Here is a 25,620-nt window from a genome sequence, read left to right as displayed (position 1 = left end):
AAAAATTATCAAATCTTTGCGTTTGCTTGGAAAAATGATAGTATCCTTGTTATTTCTTGCTGTAAAGGGTGATGGACAACGATATTATTGTTAAAATAACGCCGGTGCCGACCACGCCACTCCATCCCCAAGTCTGCCAACTGCTTCCTGCAAGGAAGGTACCCAAAGAGCCGCCGATGAAGTAAGTGGTCATGAAAATCGTATTTACCCGATTGGAGGCAGACGGGTAGATGTCGAAAATACTGGTCTGGTTGCTGAGTTGGATACATTGCATGCCTATGTCTATAAGAATGACACCGGTAATGATACCTGCATAGTTGTTTCCGCAGAAAAAGAGCGAGGCCCATGCAAGCAGAATCATTCCGCAACCGATAAAGTTGAAATTGCGTATGCCTACCTTTTTTACATATTTTCCTACAAAAGATGCGGTTAAGGCTCCGGCAATGCCGCAGAGCCCTAGTATGCCGATGACATCGCTGGATGCATGGAACGGGGCTTCTCCCATTTTGAATGCAAGGCAGGACCACATGGCAAGGAATGAGCCAAAGGCCAGTCCTGCACGTATCGAGTAGATTCGTAGAGAGGGGTATTCTCTTACTAATGAGAAAAGAGACTTCATCAGCCCGGAATATTTGCCTTGGAAAGTCGGTTGTATGTCCGGTAGTACCTTTAATACAACGATAGCGCATAGTAACATCATTCCAGCGGCGATGAAGTACATTTCACGCCAGCCAAGCACTTCACCCACAAATCCGCTGACAACACGTGATGCAAGTATTCCAGTCAGTAATCCTGAGATGACGACACCTACATTCCGTCCCTTGTTTTCGGGGCGTGAGAATTGCGAGGCAATCAGTACAAATATTTGGGGTATCATGGAGCAGATGCCGGTAATGAGTGATGCTGCCCAGATGATGTAGATGTTCGGTGCCATGGCAATGGCTAGAAGGGAAAATATGAGTAGGAAGAAATTCGTTAGGATGATATTCTTGCGTCGATAGAGGTCTCCTAATGGGACGATGAACAATAATCCCAGCGCATATCCGATTTGTGTAATCATGGCAATGAGGTTCGTTTTGAATTCAGAAACTTCCAATTCATGCCGCATGATATTAAGCAGGGGTTGATTGTAATACAAGTTGGCTACGGACACGCCAGCTACGATAGCAAGTGTCCAGAGTATATGTGCCGGTAATCCTCCGTTTTCTTTCAGTTCTTGTTTCATGCTGCAAAGATAATGTCTTTCTGTTTCATGCGCAAGATATGTGAGTATGATAAGAATATGTGTGAAGTGGTATCATCTTTTTAGCCTTTCCGTTTGTTATACTATTATTTTGTTTGAGAATAATTGATTGGAGCTATCTTGGATAAGCGGAATGTTGTATTGATATTTAAAGATACGTTGGGCATGGGAAATGAATGGTTTAGAGAGTTGCTGGGTATGAAATACAGGTGGACGAAATGCAGGCTCTGCTAGCAAACGAGGGTTGGTAAGGTGAATTCGATGACTCAAGGAACCTACCGTTCCCCCATTAGACCGCCTCCTGATGACATACTTGGGATTATCCTGCTATTGACTGAAAACTCGGGTATATATTAGTATGAATCATTATTACTTAAACTTATAATAGTATGAAACATTTATCGATAATAATAATAGTAGTGTCATTATGCGTTTTCCTGCTATCCATCGGCGTATATCATAAGGTTCCCTGGTCTGTTCTGCCAATAGTGGCTAGTGGAATCTGTATATTATGTTGGCTTTTGTTCCATTTACTCTGTATCAGTGAAGAAAGAGATTTACTGAAAGAGGGAAATCAGTATTTCATTGATACCTTTCAAAACATACGTAATCCCATTTCTTTGATTAAGACACCGTTAGGGGCAGTTTACGAAGGAGACTGTCCGGAAGACATAAAGAAGGAACTGGCTGTTGCACTTCATCATATAGGCGGGCTGGAGCAGCACTTGATAGCGTTGATGGAGTTGAAACGACTATTTGGCAATTCTGGTAGCCTGGTAGTTGCAGAACATGAAATCGGCGCATTTATGAGGAAGAAAGTGTCTTTTTTACAGTCTCATGTGGCCGGGTTACAGATGAAGCTGGATTTGGTTCCGGATTTTGACTATGCAAGCGCTTGGTTTGATCCGGGAAAGATATCTCCGGTTATCGACCGGTTTGTATTGAGTGCCATCGAGTGTTCTCTGCCGGAAACGCATCTCTCGATGCAGGTTTCGTTGAAGGGAGATTACTGGGCAATCAGGATTAAGGATACAGGCAACAAGCGATTTCTGAAATGTTGCAGATGGTACTCGTCGCGGCTTCCTATTCTGCGACCTCTGCATGGCAAGCAGTATGGCATGGGCGGTGTGTTTTTTGACAAGTTGATGAATATATGTGACGGGAAAATACTGACTTTGGAAAAGGAGGCTCTGCTTCGATTTCCCATAAGATGTTCGTGTGCGGTTTCGGGGGGGGATACATCCTTAAATATTCCGGACACTTTTCAGGTGAATGAGTCGGAAATAGCTTTCCATGGTTTCTCGAAGAAAAAAAATATGGATAGACCTTTAGTGATACTTGCGGATAATGACAAGGGATTCAAGGATTATCTTGAGAAACGTTTATCGGAATGTTTTGTAGTGAGGAGCTTTGATGACGGTCAGGAAGCATTGGAGGTAATATGTGAAGAGTATCCGGATTTGGTGATTTGTGATATCATGTTGAAAGGTATGAGCGGTGAGGAACTTTCTTCTAAACTGAAGACGTCGAGGGACACCTCCTTTATTCCGGTGATATTGATGGGGGCGCACATTGATGTGAAACGGCGGGAAAAGCGTTGTTCTTCTCAGGCTGATCTCTTTGTATGTAAGCCCTTTAATCTGGAGGACCTTAAAGTGGAAATATCCATATTGATAAATAATAGCCGTTTTCTTCGGAAGACATTTCTTCAGAAAGTTTTTGGAGAAGATTTTTTAACGAAACCTATGGAGCGGGCTCAGCAGGATGCCAATCTGGCATTTTTGAATGAAGTGAAGCTTTACATTATGGAGAATATGGATAAAGAGGATTTGACAGTAGATGATATTGCCTCCAGGATGTGCATGAGCCGGACAACCTTTTATAATAAGTGGAAGTTGTTGACGGGAGAAGCACCCAAATATTTGATTTCGAGAATCAGGATGGAGAAGGCACGGGAACTTTTGGAAAGCGGAAAATTTTCTGTGACTATGGTTGCTGAAATGGTGGGTATGCGAAATCTGAAAAACTTCAGAGGCAGGTATAAGGAGTATTTTGGAAAAACACCGAAGGAGTTTATGAAAAAAGTATGATATTTATCTGAAGAAAACTTTCATAGAAAGGCTGTCACATATTAGATAATGGACAGCCTTTGTTTTGAAATGGGAGATAGGAGAACTGAACATCCTAAGCTATCTATAAAGGAAAATCTCTCATCGTTTTCGTTTTGGGGATAACTGGGTATATATGATTAGCTTTACTTGCCGATGCAGCATGTGTACATCGTTGATTATCAATAGCATAGCGCTCTAAAAGGTACAACCAGCAGGTTGGCAAGTATCTGAGAATGTGTAAGTTAGTGATTTTTAGCACCATTCTCGGCTTGTACCTCCATTTTGGAAAGTAAAAGTAAGTGTAATTTCTTGAATATCAAAATGCGCGGTACAAAAACTTGTGAAAAATGCCGTTTTTTGATGAGAAAAGGTACAAAAATGGCTCTGAAACCGGGGGGACATTATGATTATTTTGCGAAGTATTCAGTCTTCAACCAATAGGCATAAATCGGGTCTTGGAACGAGATTTCACCGGCTTTATTATCCAATAATCATTCTTGATAAGGACTGCCTTTGAACGGAATATTGAGGTTGTTGAAGAGATTTGATAGCGATGCATCACTTCGGTCGAACTGATGGCCTTTTCGCCGGCAATAAGAGCTTTGAAATAGTTCAATTGCTGTGTGTGGTCAGTGTTTCGGTGATTGTTACAAACAACAGACCTATGTGACAGCGGTCGCTATTTTTCAAGATTACCTAAGTAGTAATATTCTGTACAGAAAAGGAAGTATTATTTCTTTTTCTGTTCAAATTATTGCTTTCTTTCTATAAATAATATATTGTTTGTTATCTGTAAAATATCAGCCTTATGAATAATATAATAGCATTTAATATCTCCAACGCCCAATAATATGACCAAAGCAGATTTCAACAGGAATAAATTCAAAAATTTATCTCTGTAACACATCATAAAATAAAGTAAAACTGCTATATTTGTATATTATATGATATGTTGAGCTATGACAAAAAGTACAATGGGTACCAAGTTGCCAAGAAAATTAGAGCAGAAGATGTTGATAGTAGGTGAGCAGATCAGGCTGGCCAGACTACGCAGGAATCTTAGTATTGCCCAAGTCGCCGAACGTGCCACCTGTTCACCTCTGACGGTTTCACGCATAGAGAAAGGTGTACCAACGGTGGCAATAGGCATTTATCTTAGGGTGCTTTATGCACTTCAGCTGGATGATGATATTCTTCTGCTTGCAAAAGAAGATGCAATGGGAAAGGCCTTGCAGGATTTGAGCCTTAAGAAACGAGAAAGAGCATCCAAAAAGGAATAAGAAAAGACTCTATATATTTGTTGATTTTGATTGGCTTAAAGAGCCAAAACTGATTGGAGGGCATATCAATATATATAAGTGAAGTATTGTAGATACAAAAAAAATATAGACACATAAATGAGTAAGATTTATTTCCTTCCTGTAAAACATGGCGATGCGTTCATTATAGAATGCGTTCGTGGAGATACTCAGGGGGTAGTCGTTGTTGATGGTGGGCCAAGGAGTTGTGGGTTTGAGCTTAAGCGCAAGTTGAATGAGTTGGGCACTCCTGACCTTATGGTACTGACCCATTATGATGAAGATCATATTGGTGGAATTCTGCAGTTGGTAGACACATGCTTGGACGATAACATGATACCAGCTAAAGAGGTATGGGCAAACTGCGCAGGTTACGTAGAGGTGGCAGCGAGTAAGTATACAACTGCCGCACACGGTATGCTGCTATCCGTAAGGTTGAATGAATTGGCAAAGCAACATGGAATGGTCTGGCGTAATGATTTGCATGAGGGGATGGAGTTTGATAGGCCTTTTGCCAGCATAGAGGTGGTATCACCTACAGAGGATGTCACGAAGATGGTCATAGAGAAACAGAAAGATGAAGCGAGGCAGCTATTGAATGCGACTCAGAAGGATACGATAGACCTAGAGAAACCTCTCGATAAATTAGCAAAAGAAATACCCCCAGAGCCTAATCTGAAGAAGGATAATGAATTGGCAAATGCAGCGAGTATAGCCTTTATCCTAAGGTGTGATAATCTGAGCATATTGATGTTGGGCGACAGCTATCCCCAGAATGTGGAGAGATACCTGAGAGAGGAAAAAGGCTACTCTGAAGAAAACCCATTAGTCGTTGATTTCGTAAAGGTATCGCATCATGGAAGTAGAAACAATACGAGCAATAGCTTATTGGACATTATCCAATGTGATAAGTTTATTATATCGACCAACGGAGGCAACGGAAGTTCCAATCACCCCGATAGAACTACAATCGCTCATATTTTATGCCACACGAAAAGGAACATGGACACAAAAGTACATTTGTATTTTAATTATAAATTAGAACTGATTGAAACAAATGGTATTCCTTTTTTAAATGAAGGCGAATGTGAAAAATGGAATTTTGAAGTACATGATAATATCAAAGAACTATGAATCTGACAAAAGCAAACATAAAAGCCCTAAGAAAGGTAACAGTTAAGATTGAGTGTTCCAACAACAATAAAGGATCGGGCATCATCGTTTCTGTCGGAGAGAACCTCTATGTCCTTACTGCTGCACATATAATACAAAAAGATACCAAGGATGGCCCTCTAGACAAAGAGCAGATAGGTATTTTGCTCAAGAGGAACAGCCGGACATTCCACTTAACTGTGGAAGAAGTGGTTTACTACAACAAGCCAGAAGAGGATGATGCTACTGTGTTGCGTGTGATAAAACCCAACGGTATGCCCACATCGGGACTTGACCAAGTGCGACTATTGACAACGGATATATCTGGCCAAGCAATCCTCTGTGGTTTTCATAAAGACGACACTTCTCTGAAAATCTACGATGTTGTAAAACGAGGGGAAAAAAGTTGGGCAAGTACAGATATTCAACTTCAGTTTCAAAATTTAAGTCCTAAAATAAACTTTGAAGGAACATCTGGAGGAGGTATCTTCTATCAAGGTACGGACGACGTACTGTATATGGTTGCCTATATGTCGGAAGTAGGTAGATTTGATGGGAACAACAACGAGTTTATTTGTATGCCTTCATCCAATTATATTCCAAGCGGATTGTTGGATTCCATTGTCGACAGTCGTGAATATACGTTTATTGCCGACACCGGTGTGGCTCGAGAGGTTGATAGCCGTCAACTGTTAAATCTATTAGACAAATCCGATTATAATCTGAATCAGACTGGTTACTTTATAGAAAACGATAAGACGAAAGAGATTATCGACCAACTGAGGGACGATGATACTTCAACGCTGCTGCTGACAGCATTATCGGGAATGGGTAAGTCAAAACTGATTTATGAGGCTTTCAAGGAGACAGAACGCGAACCAAACCGATATTATACGAAATTTAATGGTAATCGAGATAAACTGATGGGCGAGTTGAAGCAAATACTGAAAGATAATCCCGAAAGTGATGGAATTATCATCGTGGATGACTGCCCAATGGAACTTGTTACGGAAATTATCAGTATCAGAGATAAATACAACAACTTATTTCGATTGATTTTTGCTCATCATGACTATTTTAATGAAGAGCTTGAACGTATCACTTTCCCCGTTATTAAGTTAAGACCTCAAGACATGGAGGAGAGCATAGGACACTATATTAGTGAGGCACTGCACGAAGATGAACAGAATAAGAATGACATTTTGGTTATCAAACAGTTAGCAGGTGGATACCCTCAAATGGCGATAGAACTTGTTAAGGCATACAAGAATAACAAAATTGCTGGTCCCGAGGATGTAACGCATCTAATGCCGAAGTTACTAAACCTTACCCCCAATAAAGAAGAAGAGGAAAAAAAGATTTGGCAAACATTATCACTTTGCTTACCCCTCCCTTATGAAGATGCTACACATGAGGGTTTTGCATACCTGTTAGGTAACAATCACGTAACGCCACTTAACGGAATGGAATATGAAGAGCGGAGGAGTATCGCGGTAAGAATCGTGACGAAATACCATCCAACACTGATTGATATACAAGGCAAATGGCTTTATGTAAGGCCATTTCCACTAGCTGTCTGGCTGACTGCCGAGTGGTTTAAATATGTGTGTAATTCACGGATACATTTCAACGAACTTATTGAGGACATCAAAAAACAGCCACCAAGCATACAAACAGCCATTAGCGAAGGCTTCTGTAAGCACATACAGCAGATGTCCGGTAACAAGGAAGCATTTAAAATGGTAGGGCAACTGGTCAATGCAAACATCGACCACCCTTTTTTCGACGAGGAGAACTTATGTTCTGGTTTGGGTTCTGAACTTTTCCTCGCCATGAGTACCGTGAACCCTGCCGCTATAGCTACACATTTACGGAGAGTGCTTGGATACAAGGATATCGATTGGCTGAGAGAACAGGTTTATGGTGATGTAAGGCGGAATATAATCTGGGCTCTAGAACGTCTTTGCTTTGCCCGCGAGAGTTATCATGATGGCGTGTTCATGATGGCACGATTGGCCGTGGCCGAGAATGAAGAGATTGGTAATAATGCTACGGCACAATTAGTTCAACTGTTCCATATTTATTTAGCAGGAACAGAAGTAAATCTGAAGGATCGCTTGGCGACCCTGCAAGGACTCATCGATGAGAGAGAGACTTATATACCGTTAACCATACGTTGCTTTGAAGCTGCATTACAAAACGGAGGATTTGTCCGGATAGGTGGAGCCGAGAAGTTCGGATTTGAGAACAGGAAGGACTATACACCGAATACTTGGGATGAAATCTTCGAATACTGGTACGGATGCCGGGACTTGTTGTTGGAATGGATAAACAAGAATCCTGAGATTGTCAATCTCTTGGCCGAAATGGCAGAAAGAAAAGTCTACAATTGGGCACGTACAGTACGAAAGGAAGTCTTTGTTCCGCTCTTGGAGAAAATAGCAGAACTAAAAAACTATGCCTGGGACACTGGTTATGAGGCCTTATTCCAGATGGTACATACCTTTGGCATCGACGCGAAATCCTTAGGAATTGCGGGACTGATGGAGAAAATGAGGAACCAATCTTTTAAAATGCAACTGAACGAAGCCAGGTATATACAGCATGGACAATACCGACTGAAGGACAAAGAACAAATCGAGTTATCCGAGAAACTGTATGCTCCGCTGGCGGCTGAGTTCATAGACAAGGAGATATATGCTAATACTGAAGAAGTGAAAGCGTTACTTGAGGATAACAAGTATATTCCTATCGAGTTTGTAAAACGATTAGTAACAACAGCCACAGACGAACAATTAGGAATACTTTTTGATACCATCTTTAATGTATTAGCAACAATGCCCCAAGACTTCTATAGCCCGTTTTTTGGTAACCTATCTTCATGCGCCAAGGAAAAGAAACCACTGTTGTCGTTTCTGAAGAGATTAAGAGATGACGGACATGAATACCTATATGTATCATTAATGGCCAGCACCGAAGACGATAAGATAAGTCATTTTTATCAGCTTTTTTCAGAACAAGAGAGCGGAGTTCTGACGATAGACTATCTAGCTACTTATCTCCAGTATTTCAGGTCGAATAGTTCCGAACATTACTTGTTAATACTAAAGGCTCTGAGAGATTGTTTTCCTGATCGTCCAAATGATTTGATTGCATACGTAATATCAGAACGATTCATGATGCGAAAAGACGACCTAGACGAAACTGTTAACATTGTAAAAGAAGCGATGTTAAAGTTTCAAATAAATAGCAATATGGGACATTTACTATATGACTATAGCCGTCTTCTTGTAGAGACCTTACAATTATGGCATGATGCTGAATTTGCAAAGCAAGTAAACAGGAAGTTTATCGACTTGTACAACACTCAGATGGTGCATTTAAATACTGAAGGAGTGTTCACAGAATTGTTAAAGGATTATTTCGATGATGTATGGCCGGAATTTGTTAATGCTTTTTTGGGAACAGATACTTTCTTGTTCTATTTCCAAGTGAAGGATGAGCTGGGGTCTGGGTTTAGCTTTGACAAAGGTCCGCTATTTGATATCAACGAAGAGTTAATCAAACAGCTTTGCATAGAGAATCCAGAGTCTGCACCTGCAAGGATTGCCTTAATGGTACCTTGCTTTGAAAAAGAAGACGATGGAAATGAAAAAGAGTATTTCAATAAATGGATTATCTGGCTTCTGGATAATTTCGGGGAACGAAAAGATGTAAGGGATAATATTTCATCTAATTTAGGCTCTTTCTCATGGAGTGGTGATATATCCCCATATTACGAGAGGAATATCAAATGTTTTGAACAGTTGTTGGATCATCAAAAACAAGAGGTACGGGAATGGGCACAAAAATGTATTAATAACGAAAAGAAGTTGCTTGACATGGAGAAAGATGAAGAGGATTTTAGGAAGATAAGACACGGAATGTGAAAATAATTAACGCTGTACACACCCCACCTAAAATTTTATGTACTTGGAAATACGAGACTCTAAATTGAATCCCGTATTTCCATTTACACAATATATTTTTAGTGCCTAACTATCTTTTAATAGTATATATAAGGCGGCTAAAATTATCATAAATGACACTTTCTCCCAAACCTATATTTGTTAGAGTATTACTGATTGAGCAAACTTTATTAAAAGGGGCATCTGTTTCTGTTAGAATAAGATTACGTGGTATGCGCTTAATTATTTCTATTCCACTATTAGTTTTTGTCATTTTTTCGTTGACAGAAAAATAATATCCATGTTCTACTATCTTAGGAATTAGAGAGAGAGGACCTGAATACCAATGGAATATTACATTCTTAATGCCATAGGTAATCAGCATTTCGAACAAGACTTTTTCAGCTCGTCTGGAATGGACACTTACTATTTTATTTTTTTTACTTAATAGCTGCAATACTTTCTCTAAAACGAAAACTTGATCATCTTTTGTTTTTAGTCCTTCGTTACTAAAATCTAGACCGATTTCACCAATATAGCTAGTTTTATCTAAACACTGGCTAAATAGTCGTAATTCATTTTTATTTTCGCTTGCATATAATGGATGAAATCCTAAAGCCAAACGTGAGAACTTATATTGTCTTACATGCTCATAGCCCAATAAAAAATGACTTGGCAGATTTGTCATTCCTATCGAGATATTCTTTTTTACCTCTTGTTGTTTGAGATACTGTTCAGGATTTGGCATCATGTCAAAATGACAATGGGTGTCTATAATCATATTCCTGCTCTTATTTGTATTTCATTTGTAGCTTTTTTCTTAAGCCAATTGATAACTTGTCTGTATGAGTGTAAGGCTAATGATGTATATTCATCTAACTCCTGCTTTTCTATAATTCCATTAAAGAATAGTTCTTGGCGAATTGTACGTTCATTCATTCTGTTTTTTAGGAAATACAGAAGAGCGTTAAAATCCCTATTCCTTTTTTGATGTTTATTGTCAAGATTAAATTTAATGCCATGAAGTACATCAGTGCCAAGCAATGCCTCATTATCTAGACCTATTGTATCTAGTGCGACTCTTCTATATAAGCATGGCAAACACATACCACAATGTTTGATTTTGGCATTGCGTATTTCTATTCCGCTTTTGTCCCAAAAAACATTGTGACCACGTTTTGCACAAGAGCATGATAAGTCAACTAATGATTCTAAAATTGCCTTTTTCGAAGTATCTTGACAGCACTCAAGAACCATGTCTGCTTTTGATTTTAATCGATATGGGTTGTATATTGAGTTTGATATACCTATAGCATATAAAGCCTCCTGTATGCGTTTGATAAAAGTAGGATGCGTAGTTCGAGTACTGCATGAACTCCTTCTTCCACTATCAAGAGGTATATTTATTGATATAGTTCCATTCTCTGGAACTATCAATTGACATTGTGGGGATATTTTGTTTGCAATATATATTCCTGCTGCAAAAAATAATAAGGAACGTGAGCGGAATGTACTCTCTGTTGGAGTTTTAATATTCCAAGAATGAGGTTTAAGCCCTGCGTTCAGCAACACTTGTTCGTATTTATTCGAAAAGATATTGTTTTCCCTGCAATATTCTAAAATGCTTTTTTGATCACTATGCTCTTTGCCCAGTTCCATATGTGAAACAAGTAGTATCTTTTTATCAACAGAGAGAGTGCTGGCCTCATCTATAAATCCAATCAATGAGTCTAAACCTCCTGAAAACAATGCAACCTTTTCAAAAAACTGAGGATCATATTCCTTTACTTTTTTAGTTGGATTATACGAGTATGAATCTGCCTGTATAAAGTGAATATCCCAATTGTCGCCCGTAAGAAAATTGATTGCTTTATTAAAAGCTTCACGACCTTTATTCATATCCTCAAGATTTATTACAGGAACATTCAATAATATCAAGTTTCGTTTCCATCCATCATCTGAATTAGACAAACGAAGTACAGCTCTGTCCACATTATATACAATCATGGATAAAACTAATAAATCAAAAGCAACAGATGATGTATCTCGTGAAAACTCCCATAACTGTTTGGGATTAAACTTTGTGTTGACAGAATGAATTTTTCCGTCACTTCCTTGAAATGAAAGAGTAAAAAGGCCAAAAACTTCGCTTGTTTTTGACGGAGTATAATTAATGTTTATTCTTGTTTCCATATATCCAATATTTCTGATGTTAAAGAATCCAGGTATTCTTTTCCTTCTCGGCTATTGAAGTCGATTTGAGTTAGTTCTTTGCTTAACTTCTCATCTAGTTCGTTATGAAGCCAACCTCTCATGTCCTTCTTTATTTCTTCGGGATTACTCCCTTTGTCAAATATGTGGCTTTGAAATAATTCTGCAGAATATTCCAGTATGTATTCAATTTCAAATGTTATAATCCATTCATGAAGATCGTCATCTGTTGCATTCTGAAGTTTATCTTCAATTTCTTGTCCGTCTTTACAATCTGACAAAATATCATTCAGCACTTTATCCATTGCATAAGTTGCTGCTGCATCATCCATTGTAGAATCATTGTCTCCAATGATCTCGTGCAAAAGCAATTCCTTGAAATCATGTGGCGTTTTCGGCTTTTGTGTATCAGGCAGTCTATCAATGCCTAAACTTGATACAAGTCCATATTGTTTAATATTGTTTAAAACAGTAGCCAACCCTCTGACTGCATGTCCACCAGCACGTCCAAACGAACTGCCGCCTCTCTTACCTCCATGCCCTCCAATTCTGCCACCCCTATACAAACCATTGCCGAGCGCTATTCCTAAATTACCAAAAAACTTTGCATTTGAGGCAGGCTTATTGTCTGTTCCATTTGCTAGACTCGTCATGGCTCGTTTTGCTGCAGACCAATTAGGCGAAGATTTCAAATTATGTGATTGTGATGTACCCATATTTATTATTTTTGAATTTTTCGTTCGATAGCTTTTGTTAAAGGGTTCGCTTTTGGCAAACTATTTATATAGTTATGTATCTCATTGCTTAATGAAAGCATTCTAACAAAAAATATATCCGCTTTTGTATCTATATCTTCGGTCTTTATATTACTGAATAATAATTTTAATCTGTCTATTTTGTCACCAAATAATAAATTATTCTCATCGCAATTAAGTATTCTCCAACAATTTTCTGACTTTGGATCTTTTCTTAGGTTATCATTAATCAAGTGAATAATCATGTCTTTTTCTGAATCATCGCAAGCATTAATAATTCCAGGCAAATCTCGCTTCATCATACTGTTTGTTTGCAAGGTACATAATCTTCGGAATAACAGCATGACTTTGTTTGTAACCAACGAAGCTATTGGTTTTTCATTTTTCAAAGCATCTCGTGCTATCCAGAAGTAGTTTTGTAAATTTATATCTTTTAATGACGGATCTGAGCTTAACCATTGCCTCAAATAATCTGACGACCAGTTGTCTTTCCATTGTGGATTTTGAATACCATTTTCAGTTTTTGCTTCTTGCTCAACATCATCCAATGGCAAAACACCTCCATTTGCATTTTGAAGTTTATAAAGTTCTTCAAAACGAGAATTGTACAGTGTGTTGTACTCCAATACCATTAGTTTGGTTAATACTTCAGGGCGTATATCTGTAAAACCTGCTACCTCAGCTAACTCTTGACGTACATATAAGGTATTTAGAAAACGTTTTAGTTGTCGTGGATTACCATTTAAAAAACGCTTAATAAGAGGTACAGTTGGTAAACGATATTCTACTGCATGAAAATCAATTTTTTTATCTTTGGAAATATTTGCTTTGATGTCATCTATATTATATTTGGAATGCTTGTCTGTTTTTCTGAACTCCAAATATTTCTGATGTATTTCATTAAAGTAGATATCATTTAAATGATTTTTGCATAGAAGAAGTGTGATATAAGTCTCTTGCTCGTTGTCAGACAAACGTGGCAGTTTGTATGGTAGCTGAATGAGTTTTTCCAAATAGTCTGAAAATGGACTGGATATATCTTCTTTCTTCATTTGAATAGGATAATGCTGACTAATAGCATATTCAATAATACGTTCATCTGCACCAATGATAAATGCGGTTTTCCTTACATTTACAAACAACTTGACGGCCTCCAGGCAACCAATAATTCTTTTGGGTTCACATCTATCCAAATCATCAATATAGACAACAACAGCCTTATATCCCATATCGTCAACCAATTCATCAAAGAGTTCTCTGAATGTTGCGATAAATTTTGATGTATTACCTTTTGCTACATCTTTAAGTAGATTGTTGTATTTATCCTTGTTTGTTATCTTATCAAGGTCTTCCTTTGTTGGCAACCATTTCTTCAGCCAATCAGGAGTGAGATTTTCATAGGCTTTCTTCAAGATAAATACGCCTGCTTTCAAAAAGTTGATTCGCTCGAGCAAATCATCTACCCGTTCAAATACATTTTTTCGCTTATTAATATCTTTGTCAAGTGCTTCTAATATACTTTCTATCATTGTCAGTTTTGTTGAGTCATAGCTTTCAAACTGCCAACTATTAAAATACACTTGAAGTATAATCTTACAACCCTTTTCATGTTGAGATTTTTCCCATTCATGCAAGGACTTTTGAAGCAATAGCATCAAACTACTTTTTCCAGATCCCCAATTTCCAAATACCCCTATGGAAATGGGTAACATATCATCATTCAAAATTATTTTTTTGAGTAAATCTGCATGGACCTGATAGCCAAGCAAATCTTGCGTTGTTTCATTATCTGACCACATCTTATACTCTTAAATTAAATTGTTTATATCAAGTGTGTCACATTAATTTTCTTATACTTATTCCCCATGCCAAGGGCAAAAGCCATCTGGTCTTTTATAATCAGCTCACCCTTTTGAAGTCCGGCTATAGCAGTTCTGATTTCTTGAAGTTCTTGACCACTCACGCCAAACAAGTCTTTGATGACCTTATCATCAATAGTCTGCTGCTTCATAATAAGTGGGTATTGTGCATTGGCATAAAAATCAAAACCTTTTGATTTGAAGCTACTCATGTTCTGAGTGGCAAGGATAATACTCAGACCTTTATTTCGGCCTACAGCAATTAGATTACGCAGAGGGCGATTGTCAAAGTCAAGCATATAGTGAGCTTCATCAATAATAGAGAAATGACGTATTTGTACTACTTCATCATTCACTGCTTGTTTATCCAATAACTCATAAATGTTATTAAGTTTAGACATCAGGAAATACACAATAGCTTTGGCTATAGGGCCATCTTTTGGATATCCATCCATCTTGATGATGTAGCTGTCATCAATCAAAGAAACTTTATCTTCTGATTCAAAGATATGCGCATTAACCAATTGCTTCAGAACAGAAGAAATACTATCATCATTATTTGCATCTTTCATTCGTGATTGATAGCATTTCAGCATTAATTCAAATGAAATAGGGGCGCCATTTGTCGATTTATAGGCTTCTACAATAGCTTCACTAAGACGATTGTTCATGTTGGCACTCGCACTTACTCGGTCTATGGAACATAAAGCAGAAGACATTTCTGTAGAGTACAGATTGATTTCATTGATAGAACGCCCAGTGAAATCCTTAAATGGAGTAAAAGGCAATGGCTGTGTCAATGGATCCAGAATACAAGAACGGTCCACATCGAAAAGTGATAACCAATGGTTATTCTGTATATCGCTGAACTCTCCTTTGTAATCAAACAAAAGGAAGTTCACGGGATATTGTGATTCTGTGGATAACATTCTGAATTGCTGAATCAAAACAGCCAGCAAATTAGTCTTTCCAGATCCTGTAGCTCCCGCAATGATAATCTGTGAGTTGGTAATGGAACGACTGTTTATGTCCAAAGTCGCTTCCATTTCTTCATCACCATAGTTGCCAATCAGAAGATTCAGCACTGGAATATCTTTTGTCATGGCTACTTTGTTGTTCATAGCGTATAAGAAGGAATCCAGATTGTTGTCAGACATCAGATAGTCACGTCCACGAAGCATTTCTGCTGCGATAATTCGAGAAAGAGTAGCGTTTTGAGTCCAATCAATATTCAAGTCTGCATATCTTAGCTTTAACAATGCTGAATATAAGGTACTTAAATCATGCATCGTGAAAAAACTTGGTATGATTCTGGCTGATGACACTGATAGCTGTATATCCTTATAATCATCTATGGAACGTTTTGTAGGCAAACTTAGTCCCACGATGAAGCAGATACGCATTACCTTATTCTGATTCAAGTTTATACGTTTCTCCCGATCAGCTGTTCTGGAAAGATTGATTTTTGATTCAATCAGTTCCTTGATTGGATTGATTGCGTCAAACAATCCTTCCATCTGGCGCGTATTTGAAAAATTTATGATGCTCATTTCTTTTACTGATTAAGAGTTAAACCAAAATAACCGTCTTCAACCGTAGTATTCTGTGCTTCTACATTGCGATGAAGTGTATAGGTTTTGGAAATAAACGGTTCCAGTTTGATGTAGTCGCTGTCTGTTCTGATTTCAGAGGTCGTACAAAGCAAAATCGTTTGTTCTGCCAATTGTGGAAAATATTCTTCCATCAAGGCATCACGACTTTCATTATCAAGAACACCCATTACTGTATCAATCATTACAGGTGGATTATAATCTCCCAGGTTTCGCAATACTTTCAATAAAACCTGGATGAAGATTTGTTTGGATGCAGCATTAAGCTGATTCAATGAAATCTCATTTCCGGCAGTATGATAGAGTTTTATATTGAATTGTTCAATGCTGTCGGACAACTCAACTTTGGCTACATGACCTTTATATGAAACCAGTAACTTGTTGAGTTGCTGTTGCATTTCACTTTCAATCTGGGCTTTTTTCTTCTTCAGCAAACTGTCTGCAATCTTTTCAAACAGAGGTTTAAGCTTGACCAAAGTGTCGAATTTAATATCAGGTTCTTGCTGGATTTGTACATCAAACTGATGAATCCGTTTCTCAAGACGTTGAATGTCTGCTTTCAGAGTCGCTTCCTGACCTTTCAGTTTCTCTATCTGTTTTTGAGCGGCTTCATAATTTTGAATTAGATATTCATTACCACCGGCCTGTGTTTGTTCCAAGGTCTGTTTTTGCGAACGTAAGTTATCCAACGTGGAAAGTTGAATTTCCAGTTCCTGGCGTTGGCGGTCAAGTGCAATGAACTGATTGGAGCCAGTTCTTTTTACCAAGTTGGATAAAGCGGTTACTTCCGCTTCGTCAAGATAACCAAAAGGATCTTCTTTATTAGTACTATTTTGGATAGCTACAATATGAGATACAACCTGTTCTTCATCCACAGATTCACTGCATAGTGACAAATCTTTTAAGTAAGTTATAATTTTATTTGTCACGTCTTTCAATGTCTCCAACGGATAAGCACCAGTATTCTCTTTCTGAAGTTGTTCCTTTATGTGGAGGATATTATTGATTTCTTGTGCCAGGTTCGAAGCTAATTTAGGTAAGAATAAATCAATTTCTATGTTATCAACAAATGCTTTCAAGTCCTCAGCATACGTTGCTGCACGTTTTACAATATCGTCAATTTTACTGGCAAGTTCCTGTATCTTCTTATTAAGGGCAGATGCTTCTTGGGCACCGTCTTTTGCCCGTTTATATTCCACTTCTACCGACGCAAGATACTTATATTTTGTATCTTGTTCCGCTATACACGTATTTAAGTCTGCGGTCAGTTTGTCTTTTTGTGCGCATAATTCATTATATTCCTGTGCTTCTTTTTCTGCTTCAAGACGTTGCTGTGCCCATTCTTGCTGTAGTTTTTCAGCAGCACGCTTTAACTGAAGGTATTTTTTGAAGCCCAACACATTCTCAAAATTATCACGAATGGTTTGGGCAAATACATTTTTCTTCAGCAATTCACTCGATTGCATTGCATCAAACAGGAAATACTGGCTCAGTTCCTGAGGCAGATTAGCTTTGATGATTTTATTGATTTCCTGTTCTGCTTTTACCCGGTCTTTGGGAGCAGTCATTGTACCGTAAACATACATGTTCCCGTTCATGTTCAGCGATACGCTTTCCAATGGCTTGCCTTGCGGATTTAACTGATAAACACGCTTTAATATGTACTTCTGTTGCTGGCCGAGTACTTTCCCTACAAATGTTATTTGTAAGGAAATCTCAGGTTTGGCTGTATTTAAGGCTCCCTGATTGAGCAATTCCATGAAATGCTCTTTGTTTTCAATTTTCAAACCATAAAGAGCTCCGCTTATGGCCTCGAATAAAGTAGTCTTACCGCCACCATTTGCACCGCCAATCAGAATAATAGGGCGATCGTCATCGACTGTCAAATCCAGATCAAGTGACAAGTAAGTCTTATAATTGCTTATTTTAATTCTCTGTATCAGCATAATCGTATTTATTGACGTATTTTTTGGATTGCATTACGGATGATGTCTTCCGTTTCATTATCACTCATTTCTATCACGTCAACCTTCTTGGCATGATAGGCCTTCAGAATATCTTCACTTAACCAGTCAAAATCTACACCTTCCGCTTCACAGATTGCTTCTATCATAGCTAAATCATCTTTGCGGATGCCGTAGTGAACAAATTTCGGATCTATACCTTTAGCCATAATCTTTATGCGTTTTCAGGATAAAAAGCATCCCAGTTTAACAAATCAGTAGTATTCTCAATAGGTAGTTTGGAATATAGCCAGTTACTTCCATCTTGAATGATAACTCCTCCATAAAGAGGTGTATCTTTAGTTGAATATTCCTGGATATATTGCAACAAGGCATTATGTTTCTCCGGAGCAGTTACATCACTTCCGGCACTTTTCGTATCGAAAAGATATACATGTCCATTCTTCATACGGATAACAAAATCAACGTAAAATAAAGATTTTCCGTATGCAATGGCATAATGTTGTTTTCCTTTGTCCCCATTCTTATACCACCAGTCAATCCATTGTGAATGTTCTTCCAAATATTTCACAAATTCCTTCTCTGGATTAGAAGCTTCGTTAAGTTGTACGAATGGCAACAAAGCATGATTTTTTGCAGTCTCAATATGGTTGGTTTCACTGTCATAGACTCTTTCTTCCGGAACTTCCCAGTTGTATTGTTTTAATTCTCTGGCAGCGGCAGATCTTCTTTTCGCATGTTCTCTTTTACGGGCGTATGTTTCTAAGGCCATGTCCAGCAAACGGTCAAACTTTGGTTTGTTATCATAATAAAGGACTACCTTTTTTGCATCAGTATCGAAGACTCCAAAATAGTCAGCAAGCATTTCAAGCAGGTAGTTGGCTATTTTATCAGCTCTACCTTTACTCTCAAATTGATGTCCTTTACCGCTTATATATGCCATAAATACGCGGTCTATTTCAGATGCTTTACGGGCAAAGCGCACTTGATCTACTTTCAATATCTGTTCTTCATTCTGGAAGTGTACATCTTTCGGAATCTCCACATTGATTGTCTTGACATCCAAACGAATTGAATTCTTTACCCGTCTTCTGTTTTCATTTACTAAATCGTCATCACTTTCCGGCAACGGAGTAAATTCAGCATTATCATTTCTTAAGGTGGCCAATTCTGCGATAGAAAACAAGCCGGCACCTCTTTCCAGTTTCCAGAATTCATCTGCTACTTCATACAATGTTTTCTTGAAGTCTGGCCCCAAATAATTTCGTTCCACATTAGGACGTTCTGAATAGTAAGCCGGTAGAGACACATTCTCAAGATTTTCACGTCTGCATGCCGTAATTGTATTTTTCAGGATATAGTCAGAGTCGGCTGTGACAATCTGAATTTTATCTTTTGCAATATCGGTATAAACATAACCGATATTAAGCTGTTCTTTCGGATAATGTTTCTGTTCCGGCATTCTCAGAATACGTCCTACGGTTTGTATTGTAAACTGGTCGCTTTGCAATTTTCTGAAGATCAAAAGAACAGCTGCACGAGGGCAGTCCCAACCCAAAGCAATTGCTTCTTTGAATAGCAATACTTGCGTCATATTATCGGGACGTTCCAGTCCGGCGAGATTCTCTTTTTCGTTGGCGAGCCATACGGCCAATAATCCATTTTCGGCGGTTATCCCGCATATAGCTTCCAAATAGGTTTTCACCTGTTCTGTGATAGCTTGATCTTCCGAAGTCATGGTTTCCTTCACATCGTTGGGCAGCTGGATAAGTAATAGGGGATTGATTTTGACGCCCAATTCCTGATAAAGCTCAGCCAACTGATTACGTTTTGCCAATGCCGCCTTAATCAGATTTTCGTTCAGTGTGCGTTCTTCACTGAAATCCAGTTCTATATCCGGATTCAGCACGACTTCTTTCTTAATCATTTCAGCCGCAATAACATCCTGTCGGTAAACTTTTACTTTTTCATCAGGATGAAGTGTCTTGGGAGTGGCCGAAATACGCAGTTCCACAGCCGGATTGATACGTTCCAGCACTGCTGCCGATTTATCGGCAGTTTTTGACCAAAACATGTGTTCCTCGTCTATGATGGCAACAATGGGCAAATCGTATTCTTCTTGTGTCCGTCGTGCAATTTCATACAAAGAAGCAAAGCTTTCGTTTTCGCGTACCATGACATTACTTTCTTTGTTCACACTTTCCCAGTTGACAAACAATATTTCTCCAGATTGTATGCCTTCACTCTGGTCAATCTCGTCAAACATTACAGGCCGAAGTTTCCGTGTTTCGCCAAAGGCATTCTTTAAGCTGACATAACTTTGCAGGTGAAGTTTACGAGGTGCAAACCAAATATAGGCAACTTCCTGATAACGGCTGTCACCACGTTCTTTCAATTCGTCGGTTATATTTGCCAAAGCCTGACAGGTCATGACCGTTTTTCCCGCACCTGTTGGCGCTTCACACACAATTTTGTGTCGTTTGCCACCGAGGTTTAACAGACGGATTGTTTTATCGGTCAGTTCATTGACAGCGTTCTGTTGGTATGGTATATTTTTCATTGTTTTCTTCCTTTTTTATTCTCTAAGTTTTTCTTTTCTATCTCTTTCATTTCCAGTAGGAAACGGTCATAATCAGATAAAAATAACTGATCTTGTATGATTCTGTACTTTTCAAATTCCGTTTCTGCATGCAAACGTGCAATTTCAGCAGTCACACGTCCGGCATCATTAAGAAGACCGTATTCAAAGAGATTGATAAAACTGTTCAAACGCTGTTCCCAGTCGGCCATAGTCAGAGGAATGTGACGCAAAGTCATTGATTCTGCAAAATCCAGATAGGCAGTAACCATGCGTTGAAGTTGTCCCATTTCTGTATCTGACAAATAATTTTTAGCTATCACTACATCGCTTTTCCGTATTTTCCCATCAGGAGCATCAGCCCATGTAGTCAATCCCATGTGTTCTTTTGTGGCATCTGCACGTTCTACAATGAGTTCCGCTGCAGTATGTCCATGAACAGCATAGTGCATCTTATTCTGTACTGTAGCATAAAAACGTCGAGTAGCCAATGCTGTCTTGTCGTAGTCTACGGCTGTTGCATATAAATCCGTTATTTTTTGATAGAACAAACGTTCACTGGCGCGTATCTCACGGATACGTTCCAGTTGTTCATCAAAATATTTATCAGTAAGAAAAGTTCCGCGCTTCAATCTTTCCGAGTCCATAACCCACCCTTTAATGGTGTACTCTTTGGCTATTCCATTTACCCATTTTCTGAATTGTACGGCCTTTTCTGAATTAACCTTGAAACCAACAGCAATAATCATTTCCAATGAATAATGATTTGTGTTATACTGTTTCCCATCCGGAGCAGTTATTCGAAATTTTCGAATAACTGAATCTGCTTGCAATTCACTATCTGCGAATATCTTTTTGATATGATAATTGATGGTATGTACTTCTACACCATATAGTGCTGCCATCAGTTTCTGGGTGAGCCAAATGTTTTCATCTTCGTAGCGTATTTCTATTTGCTGTTCATCATTTCCCACGCATGCCACATAGTTCAAGTATTCTGCTGCACTGCTGCGTACAGTTACTTGCTCTTTTTTCTTTTTATTCTTATCTGACTGCTCTTTCATGCTTCCTCCTCATCTGTAAAGTTCAACATTCCATCAAACAGGTCTTTATCTTTTTGAGTGGTTGCCAGAGCATCATCTTCCGGCGCAATGATGGCATCCTTTTTCTTGGGAAGAATTCTGCGGTAAGTATTGTATATGGCTTGTGGCAGAGCGCATAGCTCCACCTTGTCGCTGACATCATCAAACGAACCTTCCCAAGGGTCTTCACTGGGTGAGAACACATAAACTTTTATTGGTTGAGGTATGTCCATATCATAGATTATATCAACCAATTCATCGATGGCTTCTTCACGATAAATTACAAGCATCTGTTTTTTACCATCATCGAAATAGCGGAAGATACCTTTATAGGTTTTCTGACCTCCAAAGGTGTTTTGTTCCGTATAAAGGTCTTCTTTGATACAAAGCATATCTGTAGCAAGATTAACCAGTTTTCGCATATTCTGCATCGAGCGGTTGCGACCAACAAATCCGGTACGGTAATAGCGGAGATTGTTCTTTGTTAAACCTGCTACCTCTTCGCCTTTTGCGTTTGTATAACCTTGAATTACTCGCCTGTTTCGTTCGTAAGTAACTTCTTCACAAATGTTGTTTTCATTATTTGTAACAAGAATACATTGGCGGTGACCTCCATCTTCTGCATTAAGTTGCATAGTGGCATGGAGGGTAGTACCACTTCCCGCGAAAAAGTCGAGAATAATTCCTTTTTTATTGGCTATTAAATTAATAAATAATTTGATTAATTCTATAGGCTTCGCATAGCTGAAAGCCTTAGAATTAAAAATAGTTTTGATATCATTTGCTGCATCTGCATTTAAAATACCACTTATAAGATTTTTATAAGGTACAGATTTTTCTATTGCATTACCTTCATTATCAACATTTAAATATATCTTATATTTAACAGCCCAACCATTTTTCTTTTTGTTTGTTGGTACAATCTCAATAAATTTGTTTTTGATTCCCCATTCAACTTTTTCTTTACTCCATTTCCAAGTCCATCCATCATTAACAAAAGAAAGTCTTCCATTTGGGAAAATCATAGAGCCATCAGGTGCTTCAATTCCGTAATTAAGTCCATCACTATATTGAATACTACCTCTATCTAAAGAGTCGTAATAAAATGGTCCTCGTATTTTCTCAAATTCATCAGTGTATCTATATCTTTTTATATCAAAAGCATTTTTGTTATAAGAAAAAATATTTTTAGCATTTTGAGGATCGAGACAATATACAAGGATATATTCGGTAATTATTGCTATTCCATTGGCATCTGCTGCACCTGTTTTTTTTTGCCAAATTAAATTAGTAATAAATCTATCTGCTCCAAAAATTTCATCGCAAAGCAACTTTAACTGCGCTTGTTCATTATCATCAATAGAAATAAAAATTACTCCACGGTCAGATAACAACTTCTTGGCAATTTTCAAACGACGACTCATAAATGACAACCATTTAGAATGGCGATAAGAATCTTCCTTATCCACATAACTGTCGTTATATATAAAATCTTTATTTCCTGTATTATATGGAGGATCGATATAGATTACATCTATCTTTCCCTCATGTGTATAAGCCAAAATAGCAAGAGCTTCCAGATTATCTCCTTCAATCAGAATATGGTTTGGTGCATCATTATCTTCACTAATAATGACACGTTCCGGCACCTCTGTCAAGATGGGCAGTTCTTCGCGAAGACGTTCTTCTACGTCCTCCGGCTTATCTTCCCATACCAGACCATAAGTTTTATTTTCTCGTAACAAACCTAACAAGTCACTACGTTCTTTATCGGTCAGTCCTTCTAGAGTATTGATACGTTTTATGAGATTGGCTCTATCATTACTGTTCATAACATTACTTGGCTTTACTGTTTTTGAATTCTAACTAACTGAACATCGTCACGTGTAGAGTTCAGCAGTTCTTTAATATCTACATCCAGAACACGCGCTATCTCCAGCAGCGTTTCCAGTCCGGGTTGTGATGTGTTTGTACACCACTTCGATACCGTGGCAGGGTCCTTTCCTAATTGTTCGGCCAACCATTTGTTGGTCCGCTTCTTCTCCACAAGCACAACCTTGATGCGGTTTATGTCTTTTTCTTTTTCCATAAGGATTTTCTTTCGTTCCATGCAAAGATAAGAAAGCCTATCTATTTTTCATCATTTCAATAGGACTATTTGCAATAAGATTTGCGAATTAATTCAATTATATAGACTAAAAAGATGCAAAGTCGCAAACTATGACTAACTTTGTTTTTAAGTAGGTTGAATAAACATTATAACAATGAAAATACCCGAATTAGAAAGAACAGGAATTACTTGCGAAGAATCGTTTAGAATAATTCTAACCACACTAAAGTATGAAGTGATGTTCTTAAAAGGTAACTATAACTCCAGTGACATAAATTCTGTAAAAGACTATTCTTTAGTGATAGCTGAACGTATTGTAAAAACAGCTGACACTTTACATTCAGTAATAGAAAGAGATAGAGACTATGTGATAGCAAATATGATCATTCGTTCAATGGCAGATAGTATTTCATCCTTTATTCTTATTTACAGAGAGGAAGATATAAATGTAAAATTATTGCGACACTATCTTTATATAATAGATGGACTACAAAATCGTATAAATCAATTATCTAATAATCCTACATATAATGAGAGTATTAGTAAGGAAGATTATGAAAAATTGTGCCTACAGGTTAAAGCAGCCAAACAGAATTATCAAGAGGCTTGTAATTTTTCAGTATGTCAGATAAAATCATTACCTATTTATGCAAATAATAAAATGTTCATCGATAAACTAATAGAAGGTCATAATTGGAGATTTCAGTCGCTTCGTTCTTCTCCCAAAAGCCGCTTTTCATGGGAGAAAATGTATGACTTAATGGGCTTTAAATGTCCTTCATCTTTCTTTTCATCACTCTCTGATTATGTTCATGGATTAAGTACAAGTAACCTAAATCTTGAAATGGAAGATGAACTTTTTGATCCTGTATACAGTTTCGGAATATCATTACTTGGAAAGTTAATGTCTTCATTAAAAGATATTTTCCCTGATGAATTTTCATCGATACTATCAAAAACATTCTCTTCTGTATTATGTGATCAGAATATTCCCAAACACTATATTCAAAAATTTCTTCAAGGACTAAATTTTGAATATAAAATATAAGACAATATGATTACCTGGAATATAAATTTATAAAAATAATGGTGTTTATACATGTAAGAAATGTAATTACCATTACATTATTTTAGGGGTAACGGTAAAAAAGGAGAGGAAAATCCTCTCCTTAATAAAGACATACACATTACACCTCCAACTCCTTCAACGGCATCCATAATTATATTGTCTGAAAAATCCTCTGTGGATAAGTTTCAAACCAAGGGTCTGATAATACTTGTAGTCATCATCTTCGGTGCAGAGGTATTTGTAACCATAGCATGGGGCGTACTCCTTGAAGAAACGGGCAAGGTCTTTCAGATTTTCCTGCTGGTTCAGTTTAAAGTTGCTGCGCACAATGATGGTGCTTCAGTCGGAGATGCTGCCAACACCACAACCGTATTCCCCAAAACGGATGTATAAATTCATTTCGCATACATATTCGTTATCCGTTCTTTGGGCTTATTCTCATTATTGGAAGCAATAATGTAGTCGAACATCTTATCATTATCCGAACGCCGTACAAGCGTTTTTCCATCAAATCTTACCACTTGGATTTTCGGGGTTCTGATATACCAATAAATTGAGGCTCCCTCTGACGTTGAATGCTAGTCTCTTTACCCCGCGGTCTTGTACTTCAATTGTTCAAATCTACAATTTT

The 25,620-nt window shown here is 37.9% G+C and carries 17 protein-coding genes and 1 pseudogene; 5 read left to right on the top strand and 13 right to left on the bottom strand.

All coding sequences use genetic code 11. From position 1 onward, the window contains the following. Positions 1-49 precede the first annotated feature (49 nt). Positions 50-1,225 (bottom strand): MFS transporter, encoded by a 1,176-nt coding sequence (locus tag DWY55_RS00580; protein WP_120177950.1) that lies wholly within the window; start codon positions 1,223-1,225, stop codon positions 50-52. 407 nt (positions 1,226-1,632) lie between these two features. Between DWY55_RS00580 and DWY55_RS00575 the strand changes: the two genes are divergently transcribed. From DWY55_RS00575 to DWY55_RS00555, 4 genes are all read left to right on the top strand, one after another. Continuing rightward, positions 1,633-3,333 carry a response regulator gene (locus tag DWY55_RS00575; protein WP_008663778.1) on the top strand — a complete coding sequence of 567 codons (1,701 nt, stop codon included), beginning with the start codon at positions 1,633-1,635 and terminating at the stop codon, positions 3,331-3,333. Between the two features lie 980 nt (positions 3,334-4,313). Then, the gene (locus DWY55_RS00565; protein ID WP_008151786.1) at positions 4,314-4,634 is read left to right on the top strand and encodes a helix-turn-helix domain-containing protein; all 321 of its coding nucleotides are present in this window, start codon (positions 4,314-4,316) and stop codon (positions 4,632-4,634) included. A 117-nt stretch (positions 4,635-4,751) separates the two neighbouring features. Continuing rightward, positions 4,752-5,786: a ComEC/Rec2 family competence protein gene (locus DWY55_RS00560; protein WP_005646225.1), complete on the top strand. Its 1,035-nt coding sequence runs from the start codon at positions 4,752-4,754 to the stop codon at positions 5,784-5,786. Continuing rightward, entirely contained in the window at positions 5,783-9,733 is a 3,951-nt protein-coding gene (locus tag DWY55_RS00555) for a hypothetical protein (protein WP_007855531.1), read from the top strand. The genes DWY55_RS00560 and DWY55_RS00555 overlap by 4 nt, the downstream gene beginning before the upstream one ends. Before the next feature lie 109 nt (positions 9,734-9,842). On the opposite strand, the gene DWY55_RS00550 is transcribed toward DWY55_RS00555, so the two are convergent. The 11 genes from DWY55_RS00550 to DWY55_RS00500 are packed head-to-tail and all read right to left on the bottom strand — an operon-like array spanning position 9,843 to position 23,899. Next, on the bottom strand, positions 9,843-10,532 hold the full coding sequence (locus DWY55_RS00550) for a TatD family hydrolase (protein WP_005646230.1): 690 nt from the start codon (positions 10,530-10,532) through the stop codon (positions 9,843-9,845). Then, positions 10,529-11,944: a Qat anti-phage system QueC-like protein QatC gene (gene qatC, locus DWY55_RS00545; RefSeq protein ID WP_007855533.1), complete on the bottom strand. Its 1,416-nt coding sequence runs from the start codon at positions 11,942-11,944 to the stop codon at positions 10,529-10,531. Before qatC ends, DWY55_RS00550 begins: the two co-directional genes overlap by 4 nt. After that, a complete protein-coding gene (locus tag DWY55_RS00540) occupies positions 11,929-12,678 on the bottom strand; it encodes a hypothetical protein (RefSeq protein WP_005646234.1) in 750 nt (249 codons plus the stop codon). Before DWY55_RS00540 ends, qatC begins: the two co-directional genes overlap by 16 nt. 5 nt (positions 12,679-12,683) lie before the next feature. After that, positions 12,684-14,516 carry a P-loop NTPase fold protein gene (locus DWY55_RS00535; protein WP_005646236.1) on the bottom strand — a complete coding sequence of 611 codons (1,833 nt, stop codon included), beginning with the start codon at positions 14,514-14,516 and terminating at the stop codon, positions 12,684-12,686. A 23-nt stretch (positions 14,517-14,539) separates the two neighbouring features. Continuing rightward, the gene (locus DWY55_RS00530) at positions 14,540-16,126 is read right to left on the bottom strand and encodes an ATP-binding protein (protein WP_005646237.1); all 1,587 of its coding nucleotides are present in this window, start codon (positions 16,124-16,126) and stop codon (positions 14,540-14,542) included. Positions 16,127-16,131: 5 nt separating this feature from the next. Further along, positions 16,132-18,132 carry an AAA family ATPase gene (locus tag DWY55_RS00525; protein ID WP_005646239.1) on the bottom strand — a complete coding sequence of 667 codons (2,001 nt, stop codon included), beginning with the start codon at positions 18,130-18,132 and terminating at the stop codon, positions 16,132-16,134. Positions 18,133-18,140: 8 nt separating this feature from the next. Beyond that, positions 18,141-18,359 (bottom strand): DNA modification system-associated small protein, encoded by a 219-nt coding sequence (locus DWY55_RS00520; RefSeq protein ID WP_005646242.1) that lies wholly within the window; start codon positions 18,357-18,359, stop codon positions 18,141-18,143. Positions 18,360-18,364: 5 nt separating this feature from the next. Continuing rightward, entirely contained in the window at positions 18,365-20,710 is a 2,346-nt protein-coding gene (locus DWY55_RS00515) for a DEAD/DEAH box helicase (protein WP_007855534.1), read from the bottom strand. Next, complete coding sequence (locus DWY55_RS00510; RefSeq protein WP_007855535.1) at positions 20,707-21,792, bottom strand: virulence RhuM family protein; 1,086 nt, start codon at positions 21,790-21,792, stop codon at positions 20,707-20,709. Before DWY55_RS00510 ends, DWY55_RS00515 begins: the two co-directional genes overlap by 4 nt. After that, a complete protein-coding gene (locus DWY55_RS00505) occupies positions 21,789-23,642 on the bottom strand; it encodes a site-specific DNA-methyltransferase (RefSeq protein WP_005646249.1) in 1,854 nt (617 codons plus the stop codon). Before DWY55_RS00505 ends, DWY55_RS00510 begins: the two co-directional genes overlap by 4 nt. Before the next feature lie 14 nt (positions 23,643-23,656). Then, the gene (locus tag DWY55_RS00500) at positions 23,657-23,899 is read right to left on the bottom strand and encodes a helix-turn-helix transcriptional regulator (protein ID WP_005646253.1); all 243 of its coding nucleotides are present in this window, start codon (positions 23,897-23,899) and stop codon (positions 23,657-23,659) included. Positions 23,900-24,074: 175 nt separating this feature from the next. Between DWY55_RS00500 and DWY55_RS00495 the strand changes: the two genes are divergently transcribed. Beyond that, positions 24,075-24,968 carry a hypothetical protein gene (locus DWY55_RS00495; protein WP_005646255.1) on the top strand — a complete coding sequence of 298 codons (894 nt, stop codon included), beginning with the start codon at positions 24,075-24,077 and terminating at the stop codon, positions 24,966-24,968. Between the two features lie 139 nt (positions 24,969-25,107). Here the strand turns inward: DWY55_RS00495 and DWY55_RS22235 are convergent. Continuing rightward, positions 25,108-25,388: pseudogene (locus DWY55_RS22235) on the bottom strand (hypothetical protein). Between the last annotated feature and the right edge of the window lie 232 nt (positions 25,389-25,620).

Source organism: Bacteroides sp. AF25-38AC (assembly GCF_003602995.1).
Lineage (GTDB): Bacteria > Bacteroidota > Bacteroidia > Bacteroidales > Bacteroidaceae > Bacteroides > Bacteroides uniformis.
Note: the sequence above shows the minus strand (reverse complement) of the source record. Positions and strands in the feature narration are given on the sequence as shown.

Bases quoted from the DNA above. Each gene is read 5' to 3' on its own strand.
- DWY55_RS00550 (WP_005646230.1), bottom strand. From the start codon at position 10,532: ATGATTATAGACACCCATTGTCATTTTGACATGATGCCAAATCCTGAA.
- DWY55_RS00540 (WP_005646234.1), bottom strand. From the start codon at position 12,678: ATGGGTACATCACAATCACATAATTTGAAATCTTCGCCTAATTGGTCT.
- DWY55_RS00530 (WP_005646237.1), bottom strand. From the start codon at position 16,126: ATGAGCATCATAAATTTTTCAAATACGCGCCAGATGGAAGGATTGTTT.
- DWY55_RS00520 (WP_005646242.1), bottom strand. From the start codon at position 18,359: ATGGCTAAAGGTATAGATCCGAAATTTGTTCACTACGGCATCCGCAAA.
- DWY55_RS00505 (WP_005646249.1), bottom strand. From the start codon at position 23,642: ATGAACAGTAATGATAGAGCCAATCTCATAAAACGTATCAATACTCTA.
- DWY55_RS00580 (WP_120177950.1), bottom strand. From the start codon at position 1,225: ATGAAACAAGAACTGAAAGAAAACGGAGGATTACCGGCACATATACTC.
- DWY55_RS00575 (WP_008663778.1), top strand. From the start codon at position 1,633: ATGAAACATTTATCGATAATAATAATAGTAGTGTCATTATGCGTTTTC.
- DWY55_RS00565 (WP_008151786.1), top strand. From the start codon at position 4,314: ATGACAAAAAGTACAATGGGTACCAAGTTGCCAAGAAAATTAGAGCAG.
- DWY55_RS00535 (WP_005646236.1), bottom strand. From the start codon at position 14,516: ATGTGGTCAGATAATGAAACAACGCAAGATTTGCTTGGCTATCAGGTC.
- DWY55_RS00495 (WP_005646255.1), top strand. From the start codon at position 24,075: ATGAAAATACCCGAATTAGAAAGAACAGGAATTACTTGCGAAGAATCG.
- DWY55_RS00555 (WP_007855531.1), top strand. From the start codon at position 5,783: ATGAATCTGACAAAAGCAAACATAAAAGCCCTAAGAAAGGTAACAGTT.
- qatC (WP_007855533.1), bottom strand. From the start codon at position 11,944: ATGGAAACAAGAATAAACATTAATTATACTCCGTCAAAAACAAGCGAA.
- DWY55_RS00500 (WP_005646253.1), bottom strand. From the start codon at position 23,899: ATGGAAAAAGAAAAAGACATAAACCGCATCAAGGTTGTGCTTGTGGAG.
- DWY55_RS00525 (WP_005646239.1), bottom strand. From the start codon at position 18,132: ATGCTGATACAGAGAATTAAAATAAGCAATTATAAGACTTACTTGTCA.
- DWY55_RS00510 (WP_007855535.1), bottom strand. From the start codon at position 21,792: ATGAAAGAGCAGTCAGATAAGAATAAAAAGAAAAAAGAGCAAGTAACT.
- DWY55_RS00560 (WP_005646225.1), top strand. From the start codon at position 4,752: ATGAGTAAGATTTATTTCCTTCCTGTAAAACATGGCGATGCGTTCATT.
- DWY55_RS00515 (WP_007855534.1), bottom strand. From the start codon at position 20,710: ATGAAAAATATACCATACCAACAGAACGCTGTCAATGAACTGACCGAT.